This is a genomic window from Pseudoalteromonas sp. Cn5-37, assembly GCF_021532495.1.
Classification (GTDB): Bacteria; Pseudomonadota; Gammaproteobacteria; order Enterobacterales; family Alteromonadaceae; genus Pseudoalteromonas; species Pseudoalteromonas simplex.
This window is the reverse complement of sequence record NZ_JAKGBA010000007.1, coordinates 151,063-170,938: the sequence shown is the minus strand read 5'-3', so window position 1 is coordinate 170,938 and position 19,876 is coordinate 151,063. Positions and strand designations below refer to the sequence as shown.

General features: G+C 42.2%; 17 protein-coding genes. 14 read left to right on the top strand and 3 right to left on the bottom strand.

What is annotated here, in order from left to right; genetic code table 11:
- Nucleotides 1-50: 50 nt before the first annotated feature.
- The gene (locus L1266_RS11505) at nt 51-4,988 is read left to right on the top strand and encodes a beta strand repeat-containing protein (RefSeq protein WP_235377564.1); all 4,938 of its coding nucleotides are present in this window, start codon (nt 51-53) and stop codon (nt 4,986-4,988) included.
- 320 nt (nt 4,989-5,308) lie between these two features.
- Here L1266_RS11505 and flgN read toward each other — a convergent pair whose 3' ends face one another.
- From flgN to flgA, 3 genes are all read right to left on the bottom strand, one after another.
- Entirely contained in the window at nt 5,309-5,740 is a 432-nt protein-coding gene (flgN, locus tag L1266_RS11500; RefSeq protein ID WP_054553315.1) for a flagellar protein FlgN, read from the bottom strand.
- Nucleotides 5,733-6,053 (bottom strand): flagellar biosynthesis anti-sigma factor FlgM, encoded by a 321-nt coding sequence (gene flgM / locus L1266_RS11495; RefSeq protein WP_054553314.1) that lies wholly within the window; start codon nt 6,051-6,053, stop codon nt 5,733-5,735. Before flgM ends, flgN begins: the two co-directional genes overlap by 8 nt.
- Nucleotides 6,054-6,132: 79 nt before the next feature.
- Nucleotides 6,133-6,837 (bottom strand): flagellar basal body P-ring formation chaperone FlgA, encoded by a 705-nt coding sequence (flgA, locus tag L1266_RS11490; protein ID WP_054553313.1) that lies wholly within the window; start codon nt 6,835-6,837, stop codon nt 6,133-6,135.
- Nucleotides 6,838-6,979: 142 nt separating this feature from the next.
- Here flgA and L1266_RS11485 point away from each other — a divergent pair, with 142 nt between their 5' ends.
- The 13 genes from L1266_RS11485 to flgL all read left to right on the top strand — a co-directional run bounded on the left by L1266_RS11485 (nt 6,980) and on the right by flgL (nt 19,872).
- Entirely contained in the window at nt 6,980-7,912 is a 933-nt protein-coding gene (locus tag L1266_RS11485) for a chemotaxis protein (protein ID WP_054553312.1), read from the top strand.
- Nucleotides 7,913-7,933: 21 nt separating this feature from the next.
- Nucleotides 7,934-8,764 carry a CheR family methyltransferase gene (locus L1266_RS11480; protein ID WP_054553311.1) on the top strand — a complete coding sequence of 277 codons (831 nt, stop codon included), beginning with the start codon at nt 7,934-7,936 and terminating at the stop codon, nt 8,762-8,764.
- 135 nt (nt 8,765-8,899) lie between these two features.
- On the top strand, nt 8,900-9,310 hold the full coding sequence (gene flgB, locus L1266_RS11475; protein ID WP_054553310.1) for a flagellar basal body rod protein FlgB: 411 nt from the start codon (nt 8,900-8,902) through the stop codon (nt 9,308-9,310).
- Between the two features lie 2 nt (nt 9,311-9,312).
- On the top strand, nt 9,313-9,744 hold the full coding sequence (gene flgC / locus L1266_RS11470; RefSeq protein WP_036970207.1) for a flagellar basal body rod protein FlgC: 432 nt from the start codon (nt 9,313-9,315) through the stop codon (nt 9,742-9,744).
- Nucleotides 9,745-9,757: 13 nt separating this feature from the next.
- The gene (locus L1266_RS11465; protein ID WP_054553309.1) at nt 9,758-10,441 is read left to right on the top strand and encodes a flagellar hook assembly protein FlgD; all 684 of its coding nucleotides are present in this window, start codon (nt 9,758-9,760) and stop codon (nt 10,439-10,441) included.
- Nucleotides 10,442-10,492: 51 nt separating this feature from the next.
- Nucleotides 10,493-11,860 (top strand): flagellar hook protein FlgE, encoded by a 1,368-nt coding sequence (gene flgE, locus L1266_RS11460; protein WP_054553308.1) that lies wholly within the window; start codon nt 10,493-10,495, stop codon nt 11,858-11,860.
- A gap of 160 nt (nt 11,861-12,020) precedes the next feature.
- Nucleotides 12,021-12,785, top strand: a complete 765-nt coding sequence (locus tag L1266_RS11455; protein WP_054553307.1) for a flagellar basal body rod protein FlgF — start codon at nt 12,021-12,023, stop codon at nt 12,783-12,785.
- 21 nt (nt 12,786-12,806) lie between these two features.
- Complete coding sequence (gene flgG / locus L1266_RS11450) at nt 12,807-13,595, top strand: flagellar basal-body rod protein FlgG (protein WP_054553306.1); 789 nt, start codon at nt 12,807-12,809, stop codon at nt 13,593-13,595.
- A 15-nt stretch (nt 13,596-13,610) separates the two neighbouring features.
- On the top strand, nt 13,611-14,294 hold the full coding sequence (gene flgH, locus L1266_RS11445) for a flagellar basal body L-ring protein FlgH (protein ID WP_054553305.1): 684 nt from the start codon (nt 13,611-13,613) through the stop codon (nt 14,292-14,294).
- Between the two features lie 12 nt (nt 14,295-14,306).
- Nucleotides 14,307-15,401, top strand: coding sequence for a flagellar basal body P-ring protein FlgI (locus L1266_RS11440; RefSeq protein WP_054553304.1), 1,095 nt, complete (start codon nt 14,307-14,309; stop codon nt 15,399-15,401).
- 193 nt (nt 15,402-15,594) lie between these two features.
- Nucleotides 15,595-16,563, top strand: coding sequence for a flagellar assembly peptidoglycan hydrolase FlgJ (gene flgJ, locus L1266_RS11435; protein WP_054553303.1), 969 nt, complete (start codon nt 15,595-15,597; stop codon nt 16,561-16,563).
- Nucleotides 16,564-16,576: 13 nt separating this feature from the next.
- A complete protein-coding gene (gene flgK, locus L1266_RS11430) occupies nt 16,577-18,613 on the top strand; it encodes a flagellar hook-associated protein FlgK (RefSeq protein WP_235377563.1) in 2,037 nt (678 codons plus the stop codon).
- A 2-nt stretch (nt 18,614-18,615) separates the two neighbouring features.
- Complete coding sequence (flgL, locus tag L1266_RS11425; RefSeq protein WP_235377562.1) at nt 18,616-19,872, top strand: flagellar hook-associated protein FlgL; 1,257 nt, start codon at nt 18,616-18,618, stop codon at nt 19,870-19,872.
- The last annotated feature ends 4 nt before the right edge of the window (nt 19,873-19,876 follow it).

Sequence of the window (19,876 nt, the reverse complement as noted above, 5' to 3'; positions counted from 1 at the left end):
ATGGGTCGTGGCAAGCCACAGCACCGAGCTTGCCTGATGGCGCTTATACCGTGACAGCAACGATTGTTGATGCGGCAGGCAACGTTGGCACCGATACAGGCAGTGGCAGCATCGATACCTTGCCACCAAGCTTAGCGATAGACAGCTTGGGTACCATCAACGACGATACCCCAACAATCAGTGGGACCAGCAATGAGCCGGCGGGCAGTGTGGTTAACTTAAGTGTTTCAGACGGCACAAACACCTATACCTTTACAGCCACGGTACTGGGAGATGGCACATGGTCAGCAGATGTACCAAGCCCATTAAACAATGGCAGCATCAGCATTGATGCCAGTATCACCGATGCTGCGGGGAATGAAACAACCGCCAATGACACCGCGGTGCTGGATACCACCGCACCAAGTATCACGATTAATGTCATTGGCGAAACCAATGATACGACACCGACGATTAACGGCACCAGTGATGCGGTCAATGGCAGCGTAGTGACTGTGGTAATTGATGATGGTATCAACCCAGCAGAAACATTAACCACCACGGTTAATGGCGGAACATGGACAGTCACAGCAAGCAGTGCTTTGGCTGAAGGCGACTTTACAGTCACCGCAACCGTGACAGAAAACGGCATTGATGGAACGGCCACACGAACAGGTATCATTGATACCACCATGCCAGCGATTGATATAAATGCATTAGACGTCACCAATGACACCACGCCAACAGTTAGTGGCACAGCCAGTGCCCCACAAGGCAGTACAGTCACTGTGGTCTTTACCGATGCAAACAACAACAGCCACACAGTCACTACCGTGATGCAAAGCAATGGCACCTGGTCAGTGGCGGCGAGCACATTGTTAGCAGAAGGAGAATACACGGTTACGGCGACGGTCAGTGATCAAGCAGGTAACCCAGCAACAGCCAGTGCCACTGGTGAAATCGACATTACCGCACCGACGATTAGCCTTGATACCTTGGCCGATAGCAATGATGTGACACCGCTCATCAGTGGGCAAACCACTGGGGCGGCAGTGGGCAGCTTAGTGCTGCTTACTATCACTGACAGTGCCGGTAATGTCCAAAGTGCGACAGCGACGGTGCAAGCGGATGGCAGTTGGTCTGTTGAGCCAAGTACGGCATTAGCCGAAGGTGATTATACCGTGGTGGCCACTGTGAGTGACGCGGCGGGTAACGAAGGCAGCGATACTGAAACAGGCACCATCGATGTGACGGCACCAACGATTAGCATTGATGCGCCAGCGCTGACCAACGACAATACGCCGACGGTCACAGGCACCTCAGACTTAGCCAATACCTCACTCGCCGTGACCTTTACCGATGCTGATGGTATCAGCCATAGCGTGACAGTCACCACTGATGCTTCAGGTAATTGGAGCGCCGAAGCAGGGCAAGCCTTAGCCGATGGCAACTACACAGTCAGTGCCAGTATCAGTGATGCAGCAGGTAATAACAGCAGTGCCAGTGACAGTGGTGAAGTCGACACTATAGCGCCAGACATTCGTGTGATCCCTTCATTTTTACTGGGTAATTTGGTTGGCTTGTCTGGGACTTCAGACTTACCAGAAGGAAGTGTGATCACGATCACTGAGCACCTTGTCGGTGGATTAATTGGATTAACATACACTGCCATTACAGATGCGAATGGAGATTGGACTTTAGCAAATATTACTGTACCACTGCTTAATTTAGCTTATGTAACAGCAAGTGGAACAGATGCAGCAGGTAACACTGCAACGGTGAGCACCCTTGATTTTGATAATGTAGCACCTGAACTAACAGTGTCTGTTGCCACACTTACTAATGACACAACACCAACTATCTCGGGTACAACGGATATGGGTCAAGGAACGGTTATTAATGTGACTGTTCAAGACGCTAATGGAGATTCGCAAAGCTTTACTGCAACTGTGCAAAGCGATCAAACTTGGTCTGTTGATGTACCAGCAGAACTTGCTGATGGCACATTCACAGTAACAGCATCGGTTCGAGACCAGGTGGGTAATTTAACAACTGAACAAACAACAGGTGTACTGGATAGTATAGCACCAACTTTAAGCGTAAATGCTATTGGTGGCATAGCTGAAGCTCGACCAACTATCACGGGTAGTAGTAATGAGATAGGTGGTTCAGTGGTTGTTGAAATAGCGGGTCAAACTCTGACTACGACGGTTGATACAGATGGCACATGGCAGCTTGTAGTACCTGTCGACATCGTTGATGGTAGTTACACGATTACGGCTAGCATAACGGATGATGCAAACAACACGCAAACTGCAACAGCATCAATAACAGTTGATACAGTTACGCCTGTTGTATTGCTTGACGTATTGGGAATTGGAAACTCAAGTTTGCCAGTTATTTCAGGTACATCAACAGAATCGCCGGGAACTCAAGTATCTGTCACGATTACAGACAGCAATAGTGATACCCAAACACTGACTGCGACAGTGTTGGGAGATGGAACATGGCAAGTTACACCAGCCGCGTTACCTGATGGAAACTATACTGTAACAGCGTCAATAACGGATGTTGCGGGTAATATTGGCAGTGATACTGAATCTGGTTCTATAGATACACTTGCTCCTTCGCTCACTATTAATAGCTTAGGAACGACAAATGATTCTACACCTATAATTAGCGGTACAAGTAATGAACCTGCAGGTAGCATAGTCTCTTTGAGTGTTTCTAACGGTGGGAATATTTATTCATTATCAGCTACAGTGCAAATTGATGGTACTTGGTCAGTTGATGTTGTTACACCACTTGACGATGGTTCAGTTACTATTACTGCAAGCATCACTGATGCTGCAAATAACACGACGACTGCCACAGACAATGCAACATTAGACACTAATGCACCAACAGTATCTATTGGCACGTTGGCAATTACAAATGATACAACCCCCATCATCTCAGGTACCAGTGATGCAGTAGACGGCACACAAGTTACAATAAATGTTGAAGATGCACTTGGAAATACACAAACAATAACTACAACGGTAACGGGTGGTATTTGGAGTGTTGAGCTTGCTACTGTACTCAGTGAAGGACAATACACGGTAGATGCAAGTGTAACTGAAAATGGTTTAACTGGAACAGCATCAAAGGTTGGTGAGATAGATCTCACGGCGCCATCAATCTTGGTTAATGCACCAGCAATTACAAATGATACTACACCGACAATTAGTGGTACCAGTGATGCACCTCAGGGCACCGTTGTCACGTTAGTTGTGTCTGATAGTTTAGGTAATGATGTTACTGCTTCTGCTATTGTTAATGCATCAGGTAATTGGTCTGTGGCATTACCTTCCTCAATAGCTGAAGGAGCATACACGGTTGAAGCCAGTATCTCTGATGCTGCAGGTAATAGCGCAACCACTTCGGTGTCTGGCATTATAGATATCACTGCGCCTGATGTTGTTATAGACACGATTGCTGTTGCAACCGATTTAACACCGCTCGCTTCTGGCAGTGCAACAGGAGCAGTCGCTGGTAATCGAGTGGTTGTCACCTTCGTTGATGCAGCAGGTGTTAGTCATAGTGTTGAAACAACGCTTGATTCAAGCCTTAACTGGCAAGTTGAAGCAACCCAAGCCCTTGCCGAAGGACAGTATACGGTAACCGCTGTTGTGACAGATACAGCTGGGAATGATGGTTCAGTAAGTACAACGTCTGCGGTTGATACTACGGCACCGATTGTGAGCATTGATCAAAGCAGTTTAATACTCACAAACGACTCAACCCCTGTTATCAGCGGCACATCTGATGCTGCAAATAGTACAGTAGTAATTGTGTTCACTGCCGCAGGCGGTTTACAACATACAGTTACTACCACAACTGATGCAAGTGGCAATTGGCAAGTTGAAGCAGGTCAAGCGTTAGCTGATGGAGTGTATTCGGTCACTGCAAGCATCACAGATACCGCAGGTAACACAGGAACTGATAGTAAAACGGGCGGAGAAGTTGACACTGTAGCTCCAGAGTTATCAATCACGCCGTCATTCTTATTAGGTAACTTGGTATCGCTTTCTGGTACTTCAGATTTGCCTGAAGGAAGTGTTATTACCATTACAAACTACCTAATTGGAGGTGGCATAGGAGTTCCTTACACAGCCACCGTTGACGCTAATGGTGATTGGCAAGTGCTTAATTTGTCAGTCTCTTTATTAACTCTCGCATATGTTGAGGCCTCTGCGACAGATGCTGCAGGTAATACAACCACTATATCGAGTATTGATTATAGTAATGACCCTAGCTTAGATGCTTTTGATGTTACTAACTATAATCCAGGTATATTAGGTTTACTCTTACCTTTCGCCGAAGGCACTGCTGAGCCGGGAACTGAGGTTTATGCCATTGGCTCTAACTTAATCGGCCTTAATTTACTCAATATTATCGACGCTTCAGTTCTTAGTTCTTCGCCAAGCACCACAACTGATAGCGACGGTGACTGGAGCATAGGGCTTTCTTTTCTTGATTTAGGGAATGAATATTACTTTGCTATTGTTGATACTGAAACTGGTGAGTATATCGTCAAGAACACCTCTAACGATTTAGTCGGTACAGGTGTGATTGAATCAGAGCCTGATAGCGGCATCATATCTCTTGGGGCAGAACCTGTTTTAGCAGGCTTAGATAACTCTGAAGAGCCACCAGAAAATGAAAGTTCAACTTCAGGCGCTGAGCAGCTCGGTGAAAGTATTGATTTAAGCGTGATATTAGCTAAAGCGGATACGGAACCGACATTGCACTCTAACTCTGCCCCGCTTGAAGTAACAATCGATGATGTTTTAAGTGACTCTGAACAAAGTGAGGTACTGGCATTGAATATCGATAGCGAACAGCAAAGTTTAGCTTTTGATCCTAATGACTCAATAAGTTCACAACCTGCAAGTGATATTCAAAGTGAATCAGAGGACATGATTAAGAAACTAATCGAAGATGGAAACAAATCTGTAGATATTTAATCAATAAAAGAAAAGCGCTGAAATGCGCTTTTCTTAAAGTACCTTGCTTAATTGAGTGATATTGCGGATTATACCAACCCGCAATAATACTTAATCATTTTGAGGGATTAAACCTGTCGCTAACTGCGTTAAAAATTTCTCATTTAGAACAACTAAATAACGAAATGTTTGCCTTGTTATCAACAAGGTTTTATTGCCTCAAAATAGACAACTTAATTAAGCGGATTGGTATTACTTTTGGCTCATTTAACTCTGCAAACATTAAAAAACGCGATAACTAACTTAGTTATCGCGTTTTTTTAAAAGAATAATATTGGGGTTTAGGCTTTCAAGTTGTGGACGATTTTTTTATCGCCTTGAATTACGCTGCCGCCTTGGTCGTAGGTCATCGATGAAGGCGCACCGATTAGAATATCTTTAAGTTGTTTAACACTTAACTGTGCTTGGTGAGCCGCATGTGCGTTTACATCGTTTTTCTTTTTGCAGCTTGCTAGGAGAGTGTTAACTTGCTTAATAAGTGCACTCACGTCATCATCTTGCGATTCGTTGTGCGCGACAAGCTTTTGCACTTCTTTATCTATGGTTTGGATTTGTTGGAGCAAAGAAATTTTTTGTTGGGCAATACTCTTTAATCCTTCGCCACGTTTTGCAGCAATGGCTGTCAATTCATCATCTAACAACGCAGCAATAGACTCCAAGCACGAAACTTGCTGTGTTAGTTTGCTGGCTATTAAATGATTATGATCAGCCATAGACATCAAACTCGAATGCAGCGATGTTCTTTGCTAGCTTTTCAGCATCAATTTGGTATTTACCTTCGCTGATCGCTTTTTTCAGCTCAGCCACTTTATTGCTATCAAAACCAGAAGACTGCTCTGCTTTTTCTTGCAATGATTTAAGCTGCTTTGCCTGAGGTGTTAAACTGACAGAATCTGCACTTGCTTTAGGTGCGGCTGATTTAGCAGCAGCTGCATTAGCATTATCTTTTTGTAAATCAAGCTTTTTTTGCTTGGTATTTGTCAACACAGAAGGCTGTTGTTGACCATTATTGACATTGCTTACCATAATTTTTGACCTATACATTACCCAACTTATGCCTTTATATCGGCGGGCACAGCGGATACTTTAGCATAAATAGTTAAAATTAAATATTTACCTGTACAGACTCGACTCCATCCACACGCGCATTTAATACTTTACCTGATTTTTTATTTTTTACACGTACTAATTCGTCTAACGTGCCATCTTCTAGCGCAATTCCGGTGGTTTTGATCCTTAAGCCCCGTAACGAAGCATAGATAGTTACGTTATCGCCTTTGCAAACCATGCAAACTTGGCTCATAACAATAGGTGTACCACCGCGTAAATTTCGCTTACTGCGACTGCCAATAAGTATAGACTCATCTTGTACGTATTGCGTTCTAACAAATTGCTTAGGTTTCATTTCTAGGCGTAAATGTTCGGCACGAATAACTTCACCTCGAGTAAGACTCGTTGTAACAACAACGACTGGCTCAAGTTCTATAATTCTAACGTGAACGTATTGGGTCCAACTATTTATGTCTTGGCACTTAAGTTGTACCGTGACCTGCCGATTAAAAGGAGGCTCTGTTGGTAACTCTTTGTTTAATGGCGACTCACATAACCTATCAGGAATGCGACTATCCAGAGGCAAAGCGCTTATCTGTGGTGTTGTGTTCAAGTCAGGCATGTGTTCACTCACAAAATCAACAGCGATCTGTTGAAGTTGCTCGTTGTTATAGACTTCTGCTTGTAGTTGTGTTGCAAACAACAGGCTAGAAAGAAAATAAAAAACACTGTATCTTCGGCTTTTTTTTAACAAACTCATATTGTTTCGACTATGCTTATTGTTGAAAACAAGGTATAAATATTTTGCGTCAAAAAATAGACGCTTCGTAACCTTATGTAGCTTTAACACAAAGAAGGCAATTATTGTTCCAGCTCTGATTGTTTATCTTTAGGAGATTGAAATGGCAGGCATTTTAGACTCAGTTAACCAGCGAACTCAGTTGGTTGGGCAAAACCGCCTTGAATTACTATTATTCAAACTCAGAGGGCGTCAGCGCTTTGGTATTAACGTGTTTAAAGTAAGAGAGGTTTTGCAATGCCCGCCACTTACGAACATGCCAAAATCAAATGCCTATATTCGCGGTGTTGCGCATATTCGTGGACAAACTATTTCTGTTATTGACTTATCAATGGCTGTCGGTGGTCCTGCAATTGAAAACATAAAAGACAGCTTTATCATCATTGCCGAATACAACCGTTCAGTACAAGGGTTTTTGGTTGGTGGTGTAGAACGTATCGTAAATATGAACTGGGAAAAAATAATGCCACCACCTTCGGGAGCTGGACGTTATTCTTACCTAACAGCAGTCACAGAAATAGAAAACGAACTGGTTGAGATTTTGGATGTTGAAAAGATCCTAAATGAAATCTGCCCAGTGAACACTGAAGTTAGCGCAGATGTTGTTGGTGAAGGTGAGTTCCAGAAAGATTTAGGTGAAAGAATCGTCTTTATTGCTGATGACTCTGCTGTCGCGAGAAATCAAGTAAAACGAGCGCTTGAGCCACTTGGTGTACAAACTGAGCTTGCTAAAAATGGCAAAGAGGCCTTACTAAGACTAAGAGAAATAGCTCAACTTGATTGCCAGAACGATATTACTGAGCGAGTTGGCTTATTAATTTCAGATGTTGAAATGCCAGAAATGGATGGCTATACCTTAACCGCCGAGATAAAGGCCGATCCAAAATTATCACCTTTGCATGTGATCTTACATACTTCTTTAAGTGGTGTATTCAACCAAGCAATGATTGAGAAAGTGGGAGCTGACGATTTTATTGCTAAATTTAACCCAGATGAACTAGCGACTGCTGTAAAAAAATGGGTTCATTGTGATTAATAGTTTATAGGTGGTATTACTTTGGAAAATAAGCATTTACAACAAAGCGAATACGATCAATTTCGCTCTTTTTTAGAGCAACAATGCGGCATTGTGCTTGGCGATAATAAACTTTATTTAGTTAAAAGCCGTCTCGCTCCACTTATGGCGCGTTTTAATGTCGAGTCTTTATCGCAGTTGGTAAGTAAAACACTGAGTCCTCATGAGAGGCAGCTTCGTGCCGCTGTGGTTGATGCAATGACAACCAATGAAACGCTTTGGTTTCGTGACCAGTATCCGTTTGAGTTATTGAAAACGAAATTATTTCCTGAGCTTAAAGATGTGCGTAGACCATTAAAAATATGGTCAGCGGCAAGTTCATCAGGACAAGAGCCGTATTCAATTGCAATGTCGGTTGCCGAGTTTCAGTCAAAAAACCCAGGTGTATTAAAGATGGGGGCGCAAATAATCGGCACTGATATCTCTAATACCATGCTTGATATGTGCAAAAACGCTGAGTATGACTCGCTAGCGCTTGCGCGTGGTTTGTCGATGGAACGCCGTCAAAAGTTCTTTAAAGACAGCGGCAATGGAATGGCTCAAGTCATTGACCCTATACGTAAAATGGTTAGCTTTAGACACCTTAACTTACTGGATTCATACGCTTTAATGGGCAAGTTTGACATTATATTTTGCCGTAACGTGCTCATTTACTTCTCACCAGAGGTAAAAGCTAAAATTATCTCGCAATTTGCTCAAGCCCTAAACCCTAAAGGTTACCTCTTTTTAGGTGCGTCAGAATCAATGGCGGGCTTAAGTGATAGCTTTGAGATGGTTCGTTGTAATCCAGGCATCATCTACCAGAAAAAGTAAACCTTTCTTAGCAACCTAGCTCTTAGGTTGCTAAATTTATCTATTATTCAATATCTTACGTAAATAAAATATCCCCTTCATTATTGGCTTAGCTTTTGCATTAATCACTCTAGAGTCAATTTTTTGGAGATGGTTATGGCTATCAGTTTTGATAAAGCATTTGGTGTTCACCCCCATGCAATGTTGATCCGTTCACAACGCGCTGAGTTATTAGCGACCAATATCGCTAATGCTGATACGCCGGGCTATAAAGCGAAAGACATTGATTTTGCCTCGGCATTAAAAGCGGCAAAAAGCAACCAACAAGGCGGCAATAGCATGGTAAGAACCGATGCTAAACATATTGCCGGAGGCAGCCGTTTTGTTGGCGGTGCAGAAATGTTTCGTACGCCAAATCAAGCAGATACAGGCGATGGTAACTCTGTAGATATACAAGTGGAACGAAACTTGTATGTACAGAACTCATTAGAGTATCAGGCAAGCCTGCAATTTATGAGTAGTAAAATTAAAGGCCTTAAAAAAGCCCTCGGTAGTCAAGGAGCTTAATCATGAGTTTATATAATGTTTTTGATATTTCAGGCACGGGTATGAGTGCACAAAATGTGCGCTTAAATACCACAGCGAGTAATATTTCGAATGCAAACACGATTAGCTCTAGCCAAGACCAGACATACCGAGCGCGCCATCCTGTTTTTGCTGCAGAGTTGACCAAAGCGTCAGCATCGCAAAGCAATCCTCAGGGCTCTTCTGTAGGCGTTAAAGTTTTAGGTATTGTAGAGAGCGATAAGCCGCTACAAATTGAATATAACCCGAATCACCCAAGTGCGGATGAAAATGGTTATATCTACAAACCTAACGTTAATGTTGTAGAAGAAATGGCAAATATGATTTCTGCCTCTCGCTCTTACCAAACAAATGTGCAAGTTGCTGATGCAGCTAAGCAAATGTTAAGTAAAACACTGTTGTTAGGACAACGGTAATCGAGGATAAGTTATGAGTAACGACATCAGCTCTGCATCATCATCCTATATGGATAGCTTGCGTTGGAATCAAAGCAATACGCAAACAACTGAGGAAGACAACAACACACTTTCTCAGGAAGATTTCTTTTCGTTGTTAACACAGCAGTTGTCGTTCCAGGATCCGAGTAACCCTGCTGATAACGATCAAATGATCGCGCAGATGACGAACTTTACTATGGCTGAAGGTATTTCAAACTTAAACGAGAAGTTTGACTCACTGACTGCATCAATGACATCAAATTCTGCGTTACAGGCTTCCACTTTGGTTGGTAAGCAAGCGTTATTAGAGTCTGACACCATTGACTTTGACGGTGAAAACCTTGCTAAAGGGTCGGTGGTTGCTGAGACAGCCGTTGAATCTTTAACGCTAAGAATAACAGATTCTTCAGGTCAGTTAGTACGAACCATTGAACTAGGTTCTCAGTCTGCGGGCGCACTGCGTTTTGAGTGGGATGGTAAAGATAACGATGGCAATGTGCTCCCTGAAGGCGAGTATGACATCAGTGCTGAAGGCTTTGTAAATGGAGACTACAGCAGTATGCCTATGGCGACCTTTAAGAATATTGAAAGTGTCAATATTAATGGCGCAAGCGGCATTATCGTAAATACAAAAGAGGGTGCGGTTAGGCTAACTGATATAGCTGAAATCGCATAAGTATAAAAGGTTTGGGTTAGCTTAGGCTAAGAGATAGGTTAGAGGTGAGTTATGAGCTTCAATATTGCATTAACAGGCTTAGCAGCCGCACAAAAAGATTTAGACGTAACAGCAAATAATATTGCTAACGTTAACACTACGGGCTTTAAAGAGTCTCGTGCAGAGTTCGCTGATGTATACGCATCATCAGTATTTAGTTCTGGTAAAACAAAAAATGGTGACGGTGTAAGGACAACAATGGTGGCACAACAATTCCACCAAGGTTCACTCTCTTTCACAAATAACTCACTTGATTTAGCAATTACTGGTGAAGGTTATTTCGCAATGGCGAATGACTTAGGTGCACAAGACTTTACTTACACGCGTGCTGGTGCGTTCAAACTTAATAAAGATAACTTTATTGTGGATGCGAGCGGTAATTACTTACAAGGTTTCCCTGTTGATGAAGCAACCGGTGACACAACCTCTGTAAGCTTAAGTACATCTTCTGCGCTACAAATTCCAGATGCATCAGGTTCACCACGTGCAACCACGAATGTCTATTCGTCATTTAACCTTGATTCACGTGCCTCTGCGCCAACTGTGACACCATTCGATCCAGAAACAAGTGCAACTTATAACAGCTCTACATCGACAACGGTGTATGACTCATTAGGTGAACCGCATATTCTACAGTTCTTCTTTGTGAAAACTGATTCTACAGTGACTGGTAATGAAAATGAGTGGGAAGTATACGCTACATTAGATGAAAAGCCATTTGATGCAACAGGTGTTGAGCAAACCACAACACCTTATACACCATTATCAACTTTTCAGTTTGATGCCAGTGGCTTACCACAAAGTACAGATGGTACAGCGAATACTGATACAACATTTAATCCATTAACGTTACCGAGTGGTTTAGGTGCTGCGACAGGCCTTTCTGATTTACTTTCGAATGGTGCAAGTTTCCCTGATGATGTGACTATTAACTGGCGTGATGAAGCGGCAACAGCAAATAAAGTTCCAACTCAATACGCAAGTAACTTTGAAGTAAAAGCATTAGAGCAAGATGGTGCGACTGTAGGTCGTCTATCAGGAATTGATATCGGTTCTGACGGTAAAATTGTTGCGTCATACAGTAATGGAGATACGTCGTTCCTAGGTCAAGTTGCTATGGTGCGCTTCTCTAATTCTCAGGGCTTGCAACAAGTTGGTGATACATCTTGGAAGAAGAGTTTAACGTCAGGTGAGCCGATTGCGGGTGAACCAGGTTCAGGTACTCTAGGTTCAATTAACTCATCAGCGCTTGAGCAATCAAACGTTAACTTAACCAATGAACTTGTTGACTTAATTAGTGCTCAGCGTAACTTCCAAGCAAATTCACGTGCGCTTGAGGTTAACTCAACACTACAACAAAACATCCTACAGATCCGTTAATCTTAACGGTTCTAAGCTTAATCCGACACGAAGGCTGCTTCCTCTATTGGCAGCCTTTTTTCATTCTTACTATTCATTTTTCTCTTCTATTTTAGCGTCAATTTTACTTTGGCACTTTTATTGCATTTCCTAATTATCGTATTTTTAGTGAGTCAATGTTATGGACAAAATGGTCTACATTGCCATGTCGGGTGCTAAGCAAAGTTTGCGAGGTCTTGAGCTCAAGGCCAACAATCTTGCTAATGCTAACACCACTGGCTTTAAAGCTGATTTTGCACAAGCTCGCTCTATGCAAGCCTTCGGTGAAGGTCTGCCATCTAGGGTGTTTGCAATGCAAGAACGCCCAGGATCTAATATGGAATCGGGTGGTTTTGTTGAAACTGGCCGTGAGCTTGATATCGCGATGAGCGACCGTGGTTGGTTGAGCGTACAAGATGCATCCGGCAATGAGGCGTACACCAAAACTGGCACATTAAACATTACTCCAGATGGCGCATTGATCACCAGCCATGGCCGTCAAGTAATTGGCGAAGGTGGTCCAATCATTTTGCCATTGCCTATTGAAAAAGTTGAGTTTAGTGAAGATGGCGCTATTCAGGTTCGCCCGCAAGGTGCGCCTGCTAACTTTTTGGAAGTGGTTGATCGCTTAAAAGTGATTGAGGCTGATAACACTCAGCTTGAAAAAGGCAATGACGGTTTATTTCGACCAAAAGAAGACATGTTGGTCAATGACCTTTGTGGTTTTTGTGACATTTCACCAAACGTAAAAGTATTGTCGGGAACGCTTGAAATGTCGAACGTAAACCCAGTGCATGAAATGGTCGATATGATCAGCAATCAACGCCAATTTGAATTACAAGTTAAATTGATGAAAACAGCCGAAGAGCTCGATGAGCGTCAAGATCAGCTGTTACGCATTGTTTAAGATGACTGAGAGGGTAGAGTTATGAATCCTGCATTATGGATCAGTAAAACCGGGCTTGACGCCCAGCAAACCGATATTTCGGTGATCTCAAATAATCTCGCGAATGCCAGCACGGTAGGCTACAAAAAAAGCCGCGCCGTATTTGAAGATTTACTATATCAAAACATTAACCAGCCAGGTGGCCGCTCGTCGCAAGACACTGAAATGCCGTCAGGCTTAATGCTTGGTGCCGGTGCCAAAGTGGTTGCTAACCAAAAGAACTTTTCACAAGGTAATATGCTTACCACTGAAAATTCATTGGACTGGATGATCTCAGGCCCAGGTTTTTTTGAAGTGCAATTACCAGATGGCAATATTGCCTATTCACGTAATGGTCAATTCACGACTGACGAAGATGGTCGCATTGTAACTTCCGGCGCGGGTTTTCCATTACAGCCAGAAATGAACGTACCGGACGATGCACAATCAATTACTGTTTCACAAGACGGTGAAGTATCAGTGCGTATTTCAGGTCAAGCAGAGAACGTGGTCATCGGTCAGCTCACCATTAGTGATTTTATTAATCCATCGGGTCTTGAGCCTATGGGGCAAAACTTATACACAGAAACCGCTGTGAGTGGCGCACCTGTGCAAGGTAATCCTGGTATCGACGGTTTAGGCACTGTGGTTCAAGGTTCCCTTGAAACCTCTAACGTGAATGTAACGGAAGAGCTTGTTAACTTGATTGAAACGCAACGAATTTATGAAATGAATTCAAAAGTGATTTCAGCGGTTGATGAAATGCTTAGTTACATCAATCAGCAACTTTAATGGGTAGGAGGCAGCATGCGTAATATTATCTTAGTCACATCAGCAGCATTGATGCTGGGTGGTTGTATGACAACGCAAAATCATCATGTGGTTCAGGATGACCCTTACTATGCGCCTATGTATCCGGAACCAAGTACTGAACAAGTGGTACCAACAGGTTCGTTGTTTGATAGTTATTCGGCAAATGACTTGTACTCAGATAAAAAGGCATTACGCGCCGGCGATATCATCACTGTTAAATTGCAAGAGTCTACCCAAGCAACTAAAGCGGCAAAAACTGAAACCGACAAAGAAACAGATGCTAGTTTAGACCCTGTTATTGGGCTTGGCGGAAACCCGGTTAACATTGGTGGCGACAGCATTCAGTTTGGTATTGGCTCAGGGGCATCGTTTAAAGGCGATTCAAAGTCTAACCAATCAAATAGCTTATTTGGTGATATTTCTGTCAATGTGATGCGTGTTTTACCGAATGGGAACTTGGTTATTCGTGGTGAAAAATGGCTCACTTTGAATACTGGTGAAGAATTTATTCGCCTAGAAGGTTTAGTTCGTCCTGAAGATGTGCAAGCAGATAACACAGTAACTTCCAATCGTATTGCTAATGCGCGAATTCAATACTCAGGTAAAGGGCAAATTCAAGAAACGCAAAGTGCAGGTTGGCTGTCTCGTTTCTTTAGTAGTTCGCTTTTCCCATTTTAGAGGAATAAAGTCATGAATGGGTTTAAATACATCATCGCTCTTTGCTTAATTAGCCTGCAGTTTTCTGCACAGGCTGAGCGAGTCAAAGATGTATCTATGGTTGAGGGCGTACGCTCTAACCAATTAGTGGGTTATGGATTGGTTGTTGGTTTGCCTGGCACAGGTGAACAAAGCCGATTTACTCAACAAAGCTTTAAAGCCATGTTAAATGGTTTTGGTATCACCTTACCAGATAGCTTAAAACCTAAGATTAAAAATGTTGCAGCTGTGGCTGTGCATGCAGAGTTACCGGCATTTAGAAAACCCGGTCAAACCATTGATATTACGGTTTCGTCTATTGGTAGTGCGGGTAGTTTACGTGGTGGTACCTTATTACAAACCTTTTTAAAAGGGGTTGATGGCAATACCTATGCGATTGCACAAGGTAGCTTAGTTGTAGGTGGTTTAGGTGCGGAAGGGGCTGATGGTAGCCGTGTAATTATTAACACACCCACAGTGGGTCGTATTCCAAACGGTGCCATTGTAGAGCGTGCTATTAAGAGCCCGTTTATGCAAGGTGACTATATTACCTTTAATTTAAATCGCCCAGATTTCACAACAGCAAAGCGCCTAGAGCAAACCATCAATGATTTGGTGGGGCCTGACAGTGCTCAGGCAATTGATGCAGCGTCAGTGCGAGTGTTAGCACCGCGAGATGCATCTCAACGTGTTGCGTATTTATCTACCCTTGAAAACTTAGAGTTTAAGCCTGCAGACACAGCAGCAAAAATTATTGTTAACTCCCGCACAGGTACAATTGTGATTGGCAAAAACGTGAAGCTACAGCCTGCGGCAATAACTCATGGTGGTTTAACGGTTACGATTGCTGAGCAGCAAAATGTGTCACAGCCAAACGCTTTAAGTGATGGTGAAACTACCGTTACCAATCAAAGTATTATTGATGTGAACGAAGATGATTCACGTGCTTTTGTATTTAATCCAGGTGTTAATCTTGATGATCTCGTACGCGCAATCAATGAGGTGGGGGCCGCACCGGGTGATTTAATGGCAATCCTTGAAGCTTTAAAAGAAGCGGGGGCGATAAACGGGCAACTGGTTATCATTTAAATTAAAACGCGCTGTCGAGCGCGTTTTTTGTTTCTATAACCTTTAATCCTTCAGTGTATAAACATCAGCCAAAATCTTGGCCCTGAAGTTACTCCATTCCTGTATCAGTTATTAGCTACTCATTTATAAAGCTTTTTATTGGCGCAATTTTTGCATTTTAATTTTCATTATTAACTATTGTGTCAAAAAGCTGATGGATACTAATCATCTCGACAAGCAAAACTTTTTTGATTTAGGCAACTTAGACTCGCTACGTCAAAGTGCTCTAAAAAGTGATGCCTCTAGCGATGCGTCAAAAGAGGCGCTGAAAAAAGCGGCGGCACAATTTGAATCTATCTTCACTCAAATGCTGCTGAAAAGCATGCGTAAAGCAAATGAAGCGTTTGAAGATAAGGATAGCCCATTTAATTCAAGCGGCGTTAAGTTTTTTGAAGAGATGCATGACCAACAGTTATCGGTTGAGCTTTCATCAAACGGCTCGCTAGGCCTAGCTGACTTAATCGTTCAACAACTCTCGCCAGATGGTAAACAGTTTACTCCAGGTTCTGTGCTTAGAACGACGGCTGAGTTCGACAGTGATAAGCGCGCAACCGGTGCAACGAGCGACAGTCACAAGATTAAAGCTGAGCCAAACGCTGTTGCAGATACTGCTGCGAACGAGCAAACAGAAAACCGCTTTGAAGATGCTGAGTCTTTCATTAGCTCTGTTTGGGAGCACGCTAAAAATGCGGCTGAGAAAATTGGCTTAAATCCAGCTGTGATGGTTGCTCAAGCAGCACTTGAAACGGGCTGGGGTAAACACATCATCAGTAAAGCTGATGGCACCAGTAGTAACAACTTATTCAATATTAAATCGGATAGGAGCTGGCAAGGTGATAAAGCAAGCAAAGTCACGCTTGAATTTGAACAAGGCGTGCCAGTTAAAAAGCAAGCCAGTTTCCGCTCTTATCAATCGATTAAAGACAGTGTTAATGATTTTGTGGATTTCTTAAATGAAAATCCACGTTATCAAGAAGCACTCAATAATACCGCAGAGCCTGCAGCCTTTTTAGATTCGTTACAAAAAGCAGGTTATGCAACTGATCCAAATTATGCCGATAAAATTAAGCAGGTATTGAAGCGCGTTGAGCTTCAAAGCGTCGCTGCTTCATTGGTACGTTAAGGAGTAGACCCTCATGTCATTTAGCTTATATGACATAGCAAATGCAGGTATCAGAGCTAACTCTGAGCTTTTACAAACCACCAGTAAAAACATCGCCAACGTTAATACCGAGGGCTATGTGCGTGAGCGCACTGAGTTCACAACCATGATCGATAATCAAGTTGGTCGTGGTGAAACGTATCGTTTACTGAATGAATTTGCGCAAAAGCAACTAAATCGAGATACCTCTAGTAAAACTTTTTTTGATCAATTCGTCACAGAAGCGAGTCGAGTTGATAGCTTGTTTTCTGAAGAGTCAAACAGCTTATCAACCAGTATCAACTCGTTTTTTAACAACATACAAGAAAGTTTAAACCAGCCTTCATCATCTGTAGCACGGTCATTAGTAATGACTGATGCACAAAGTCTAATTGACCAAATGGAGCGTTTATCAGGCATTGTTGCAGATCAGCAAACCGTAGTTAATGATCAATTAGAGATTTTCTCTGAAGAAGCAAACGACCTTATTCAAACTATCAGTGAATTAAATACTAAGATCGCGTCAGTAGATGGCACCTCACAAGAATCAGGATCTAGCTCGCTTTATAATGAACGAGATAAAGCAATTCGTGATTTATCTGAGCTAATCGATCTTGAAACAGTTGATGGGCCCAATGGTTCTAAACAAGTATATATGGGAACAGGCCAAGCCTTAGTAATGCAGCATGGTGCTTTTAATCTATTTTCTTTAACGGGCGACCCTGATCCTAATTTTAAAGAATTACACTTAGATACTAATGACGGTAAAGCTATTTCGCTAGAATTAGATACAGATAAGTTAAAAGGCAAAATTGGTGGCTTACTGGCATTTCGTGACGATATTTTAGTGCCAGCACAAAATCAATTGGGTCAAATGGGTTTAACATTGGCCGATGCTTTTAATCAGCAAAATCATTTAGGTATGGATGGTGATGGCAATTTAGGTGGGGATATATTTAAAATTCCTACCGTTGATGCATTTGCTTATCAAGCTAATAACGGTAATTCGAGTATGACGGCAACGGTTGAACCTGGACAAGGCAGTAATTTGCCGGCCAGTGATTTTATTGTGAAATACAGTGATACAAATGAAGTTGAAATTTACCCTGTTGATAATAAAGGCGAGACGATTAAAGATGCCAACGGCGATGATATTTTTACTATAGCAGCCGTTGATCCAGCAACAGGTAAGGTTAATTTAGCCGATAACAGCCCTGCAAATGATGGTTTAGATTTGTTTGGTTTAGAAGTTACCCTCGATATGACTAATCCGCCAAGTGTTGATGACCAATTTATGGTTAAACTCAACTCTCAAGCATCAACAAGCTTAGAGCTTGCAACAAATCGTCCAGAAGATATTGCACTCGCTTCACCTATTCGTACCGCAAACGATATTAACAATACAGGCACTGCCAATATTTCAGCAGGGACTGTGTTAGATGTTGGTGCCTTTTTAACTGACCCTATCAACTTACCAAATGGTGAAATAACCGTTCAAAAAACAGCCGAACCTGATGTGTATACAGTTACTGATGGGGTTAATACTTCAAGTTTTACTGGCACACCACCATTAAATAATGTTCTTCAAGCTGCTGGCGGCGGATTTCAAGATTATGGTTTTGACTTTAATATTGAAGGAACGCCAGCACTTGGCGATACGTTCACTATTGAAGCGAACGAAGGAGGCTTTGATGATAACCGTAATGGGCAACTATTAGCTGACATTCAAAACGATAACATTGTCAGGCAAAATGTTTCAGGTAATTCAAAGAATAATCATAAAACTCTAAATCAAGCATACACTGGTTTAGTATCAGATATTGGTGTAGTTACTTCGCAGGCACAAACAAGTCAACAGGCGTTTAGCGCATTAGCAGAGCAGTCAGAAGCTTGGTATGAATCATTATCAGGGGTAAACCTTGATGAAGAAGCGGCAAACTTACTGCGCTTTCAACAGTCGTATGCAGCATCAGCGCAAGTACTTGCCACTGCTCGTTCAATATTCGACACCTTACTTAATTCGGCGAGGTAATTATGCGTTTATCAAATAACTTAATGTACCAAAATAGCGTTAATAAAATTCTTGAAGGTCAGCAAGGTGTTGCTAATGCACAAGAGCGTGTAACAACAGGTAAAAAGTATTTATCGACCTCTGAAAGCCCGTCTGCTTACTCACAAGCAGCATTATATACAAATAAAATTCAAACAAACGAGCAGTATACTAAAAATATTAATCAGTTGAATGGGCGGCTAGAAACAGAAGAAAGTATCTTACAAAGTATCAACACCACCATTCAGGCAGCCCAGGAGCTGACGATTCGAGCGGGTAGTGGTGCCATGAGTGATGATGATTTAAAATCTATTGCGAGTGAATTAAGCGAGCTGCAAAAAAGCCTAGTGAGCTTAATGAATAGTCAGTCAGAAGACGGTAAATATATTTTTTCTGGCTATCAAGATACAACTCAAACCTATAGCTTTAACTCAAATACAGGTCAATACGATTATCAAGGCGACCAAGGCCAGCATTCAGTCACTATTGCACAAGGGGTGAATGTTAAATCGAGCGATAATGGTTTTAGTGCTTTTGAAAATGTAAATGCGCGTTTAAATGTTGTTGATAACGAAGGCACTGTGACGGGAAGTATTACTGCACAAAGTACTGTGTATGTAAAAAACCAAGCTGATTTTGATAAGTTCCACAAAGCAAATTTTGATTTAGATCCCACAGCTACAGCTGCAGATAACTCTTTTCAGGTTGAGCTTGTCGCCGGCGTTAACTCGGGCGATCCAGATACCTATGTAATTAATGATGGTTATGGTAACCCCGTTACACCGGCTGTCACTGGTGAATTTACAGGGGAGCCTATTGAATATGCAGGCATGGAGTTTAAGCTTGAAGGCACTGCACCAGGGACATTCGAGTTTGAATTAGAAGCCCCACATAAAGAAAATGTACTCAATACTATGCAAAACTTAATCATCAGTTTAAATAGCAGTTTAGCAGGTGATGAGCTTAATGATGCACTGGCAGACGGCTTAGACCAATTACAAAGCGCCAGCGAACAAGTGGTATTTACACAAGCAAGTTTAGGTGCTCGAATGAATTTGGTTGAAAGTGTCACAGATTCAAATAGCGCAATAGATATTAACAATAAATCGAGTAAATCAAATTTGGTTGAAGTTGATATGGCCGAAGCAATTAGTGACTTAACAAGGCATGAAACAGCGTTACAGGCTTCGCAAGCAACCTTTGGTCGCTTAGCTAATTTAACGCTTTTTGATTATTTATAATTAA

What these genes read in the sequence shown, in the direction of transcription:
- flgN (WP_054553315.1), bottom strand. Translation starts at nt 5,740, where the DNA reads ATGGCTGATCATAATCATTTAATAGCCAGCAAACTAACACAGCAAGTT.
- L1266_RS11440 (WP_054553304.1), top strand. Translation starts at nt 14,307, where the DNA reads ATGAATGGGTTTAAATACATCATCGCTCTTTGCTTAATTAGCCTGCAG.
- flgH (WP_054553305.1), top strand. Translation starts at nt 13,611, where the DNA reads ATGCGTAATATTATCTTAGTCACATCAGCAGCATTGATGCTGGGTGGT.
- flgC (WP_036970207.1), top strand. Translation starts at nt 9,313, where the DNA reads ATGAGTTTATATAATGTTTTTGATATTTCAGGCACGGGTATGAGTGCA.
- flgE (WP_054553308.1), top strand. Translation starts at nt 10,493, where the DNA reads ATGAGCTTCAATATTGCATTAACAGGCTTAGCAGCCGCACAAAAAGAT.
- L1266_RS11455 (WP_054553307.1), top strand. Translation starts at nt 12,021, where the DNA reads ATGGACAAAATGGTCTACATTGCCATGTCGGGTGCTAAGCAAAGTTTG.
- flgK (WP_235377563.1), top strand. Translation starts at nt 16,577, where the DNA reads ATGTCATTTAGCTTATATGACATAGCAAATGCAGGTATCAGAGCTAAC.
- L1266_RS11485 (WP_054553312.1), top strand. Translation starts at nt 6,980, where the DNA reads ATGGCAGGCATTTTAGACTCAGTTAACCAGCGAACTCAGTTGGTTGGG.
- L1266_RS11465 (WP_054553309.1), top strand. Translation starts at nt 9,758, where the DNA reads ATGAGTAACGACATCAGCTCTGCATCATCATCCTATATGGATAGCTTG.
- flgG (WP_054553306.1), top strand. Translation starts at nt 12,807, where the DNA reads ATGAATCCTGCATTATGGATCAGTAAAACCGGGCTTGACGCCCAGCAA.
- flgA (WP_054553313.1), bottom strand. Translation starts at nt 6,837, where the DNA reads ATGAGTTTGTTAAAAAAAAGCCGAAGATACAGTGTTTTTTATTTTCTT.
- flgL (WP_235377562.1), top strand. Translation starts at nt 18,616, where the DNA reads ATGCGTTTATCAAATAACTTAATGTACCAAAATAGCGTTAATAAAATT.
- flgM (WP_054553314.1), bottom strand. Translation starts at nt 6,053, where the DNA reads ATGGTAAGCAATGTCAATAATGGTCAACAACAGCCTTCTGTGTTGACA.
- flgJ (WP_054553303.1), top strand. Translation starts at nt 15,595, where the DNA reads ATGGATACTAATCATCTCGACAAGCAAAACTTTTTTGATTTAGGCAAC.
- flgB (WP_054553310.1), top strand. Translation starts at nt 8,900, where the DNA reads ATGGCTATCAGTTTTGATAAAGCATTTGGTGTTCACCCCCATGCAATG.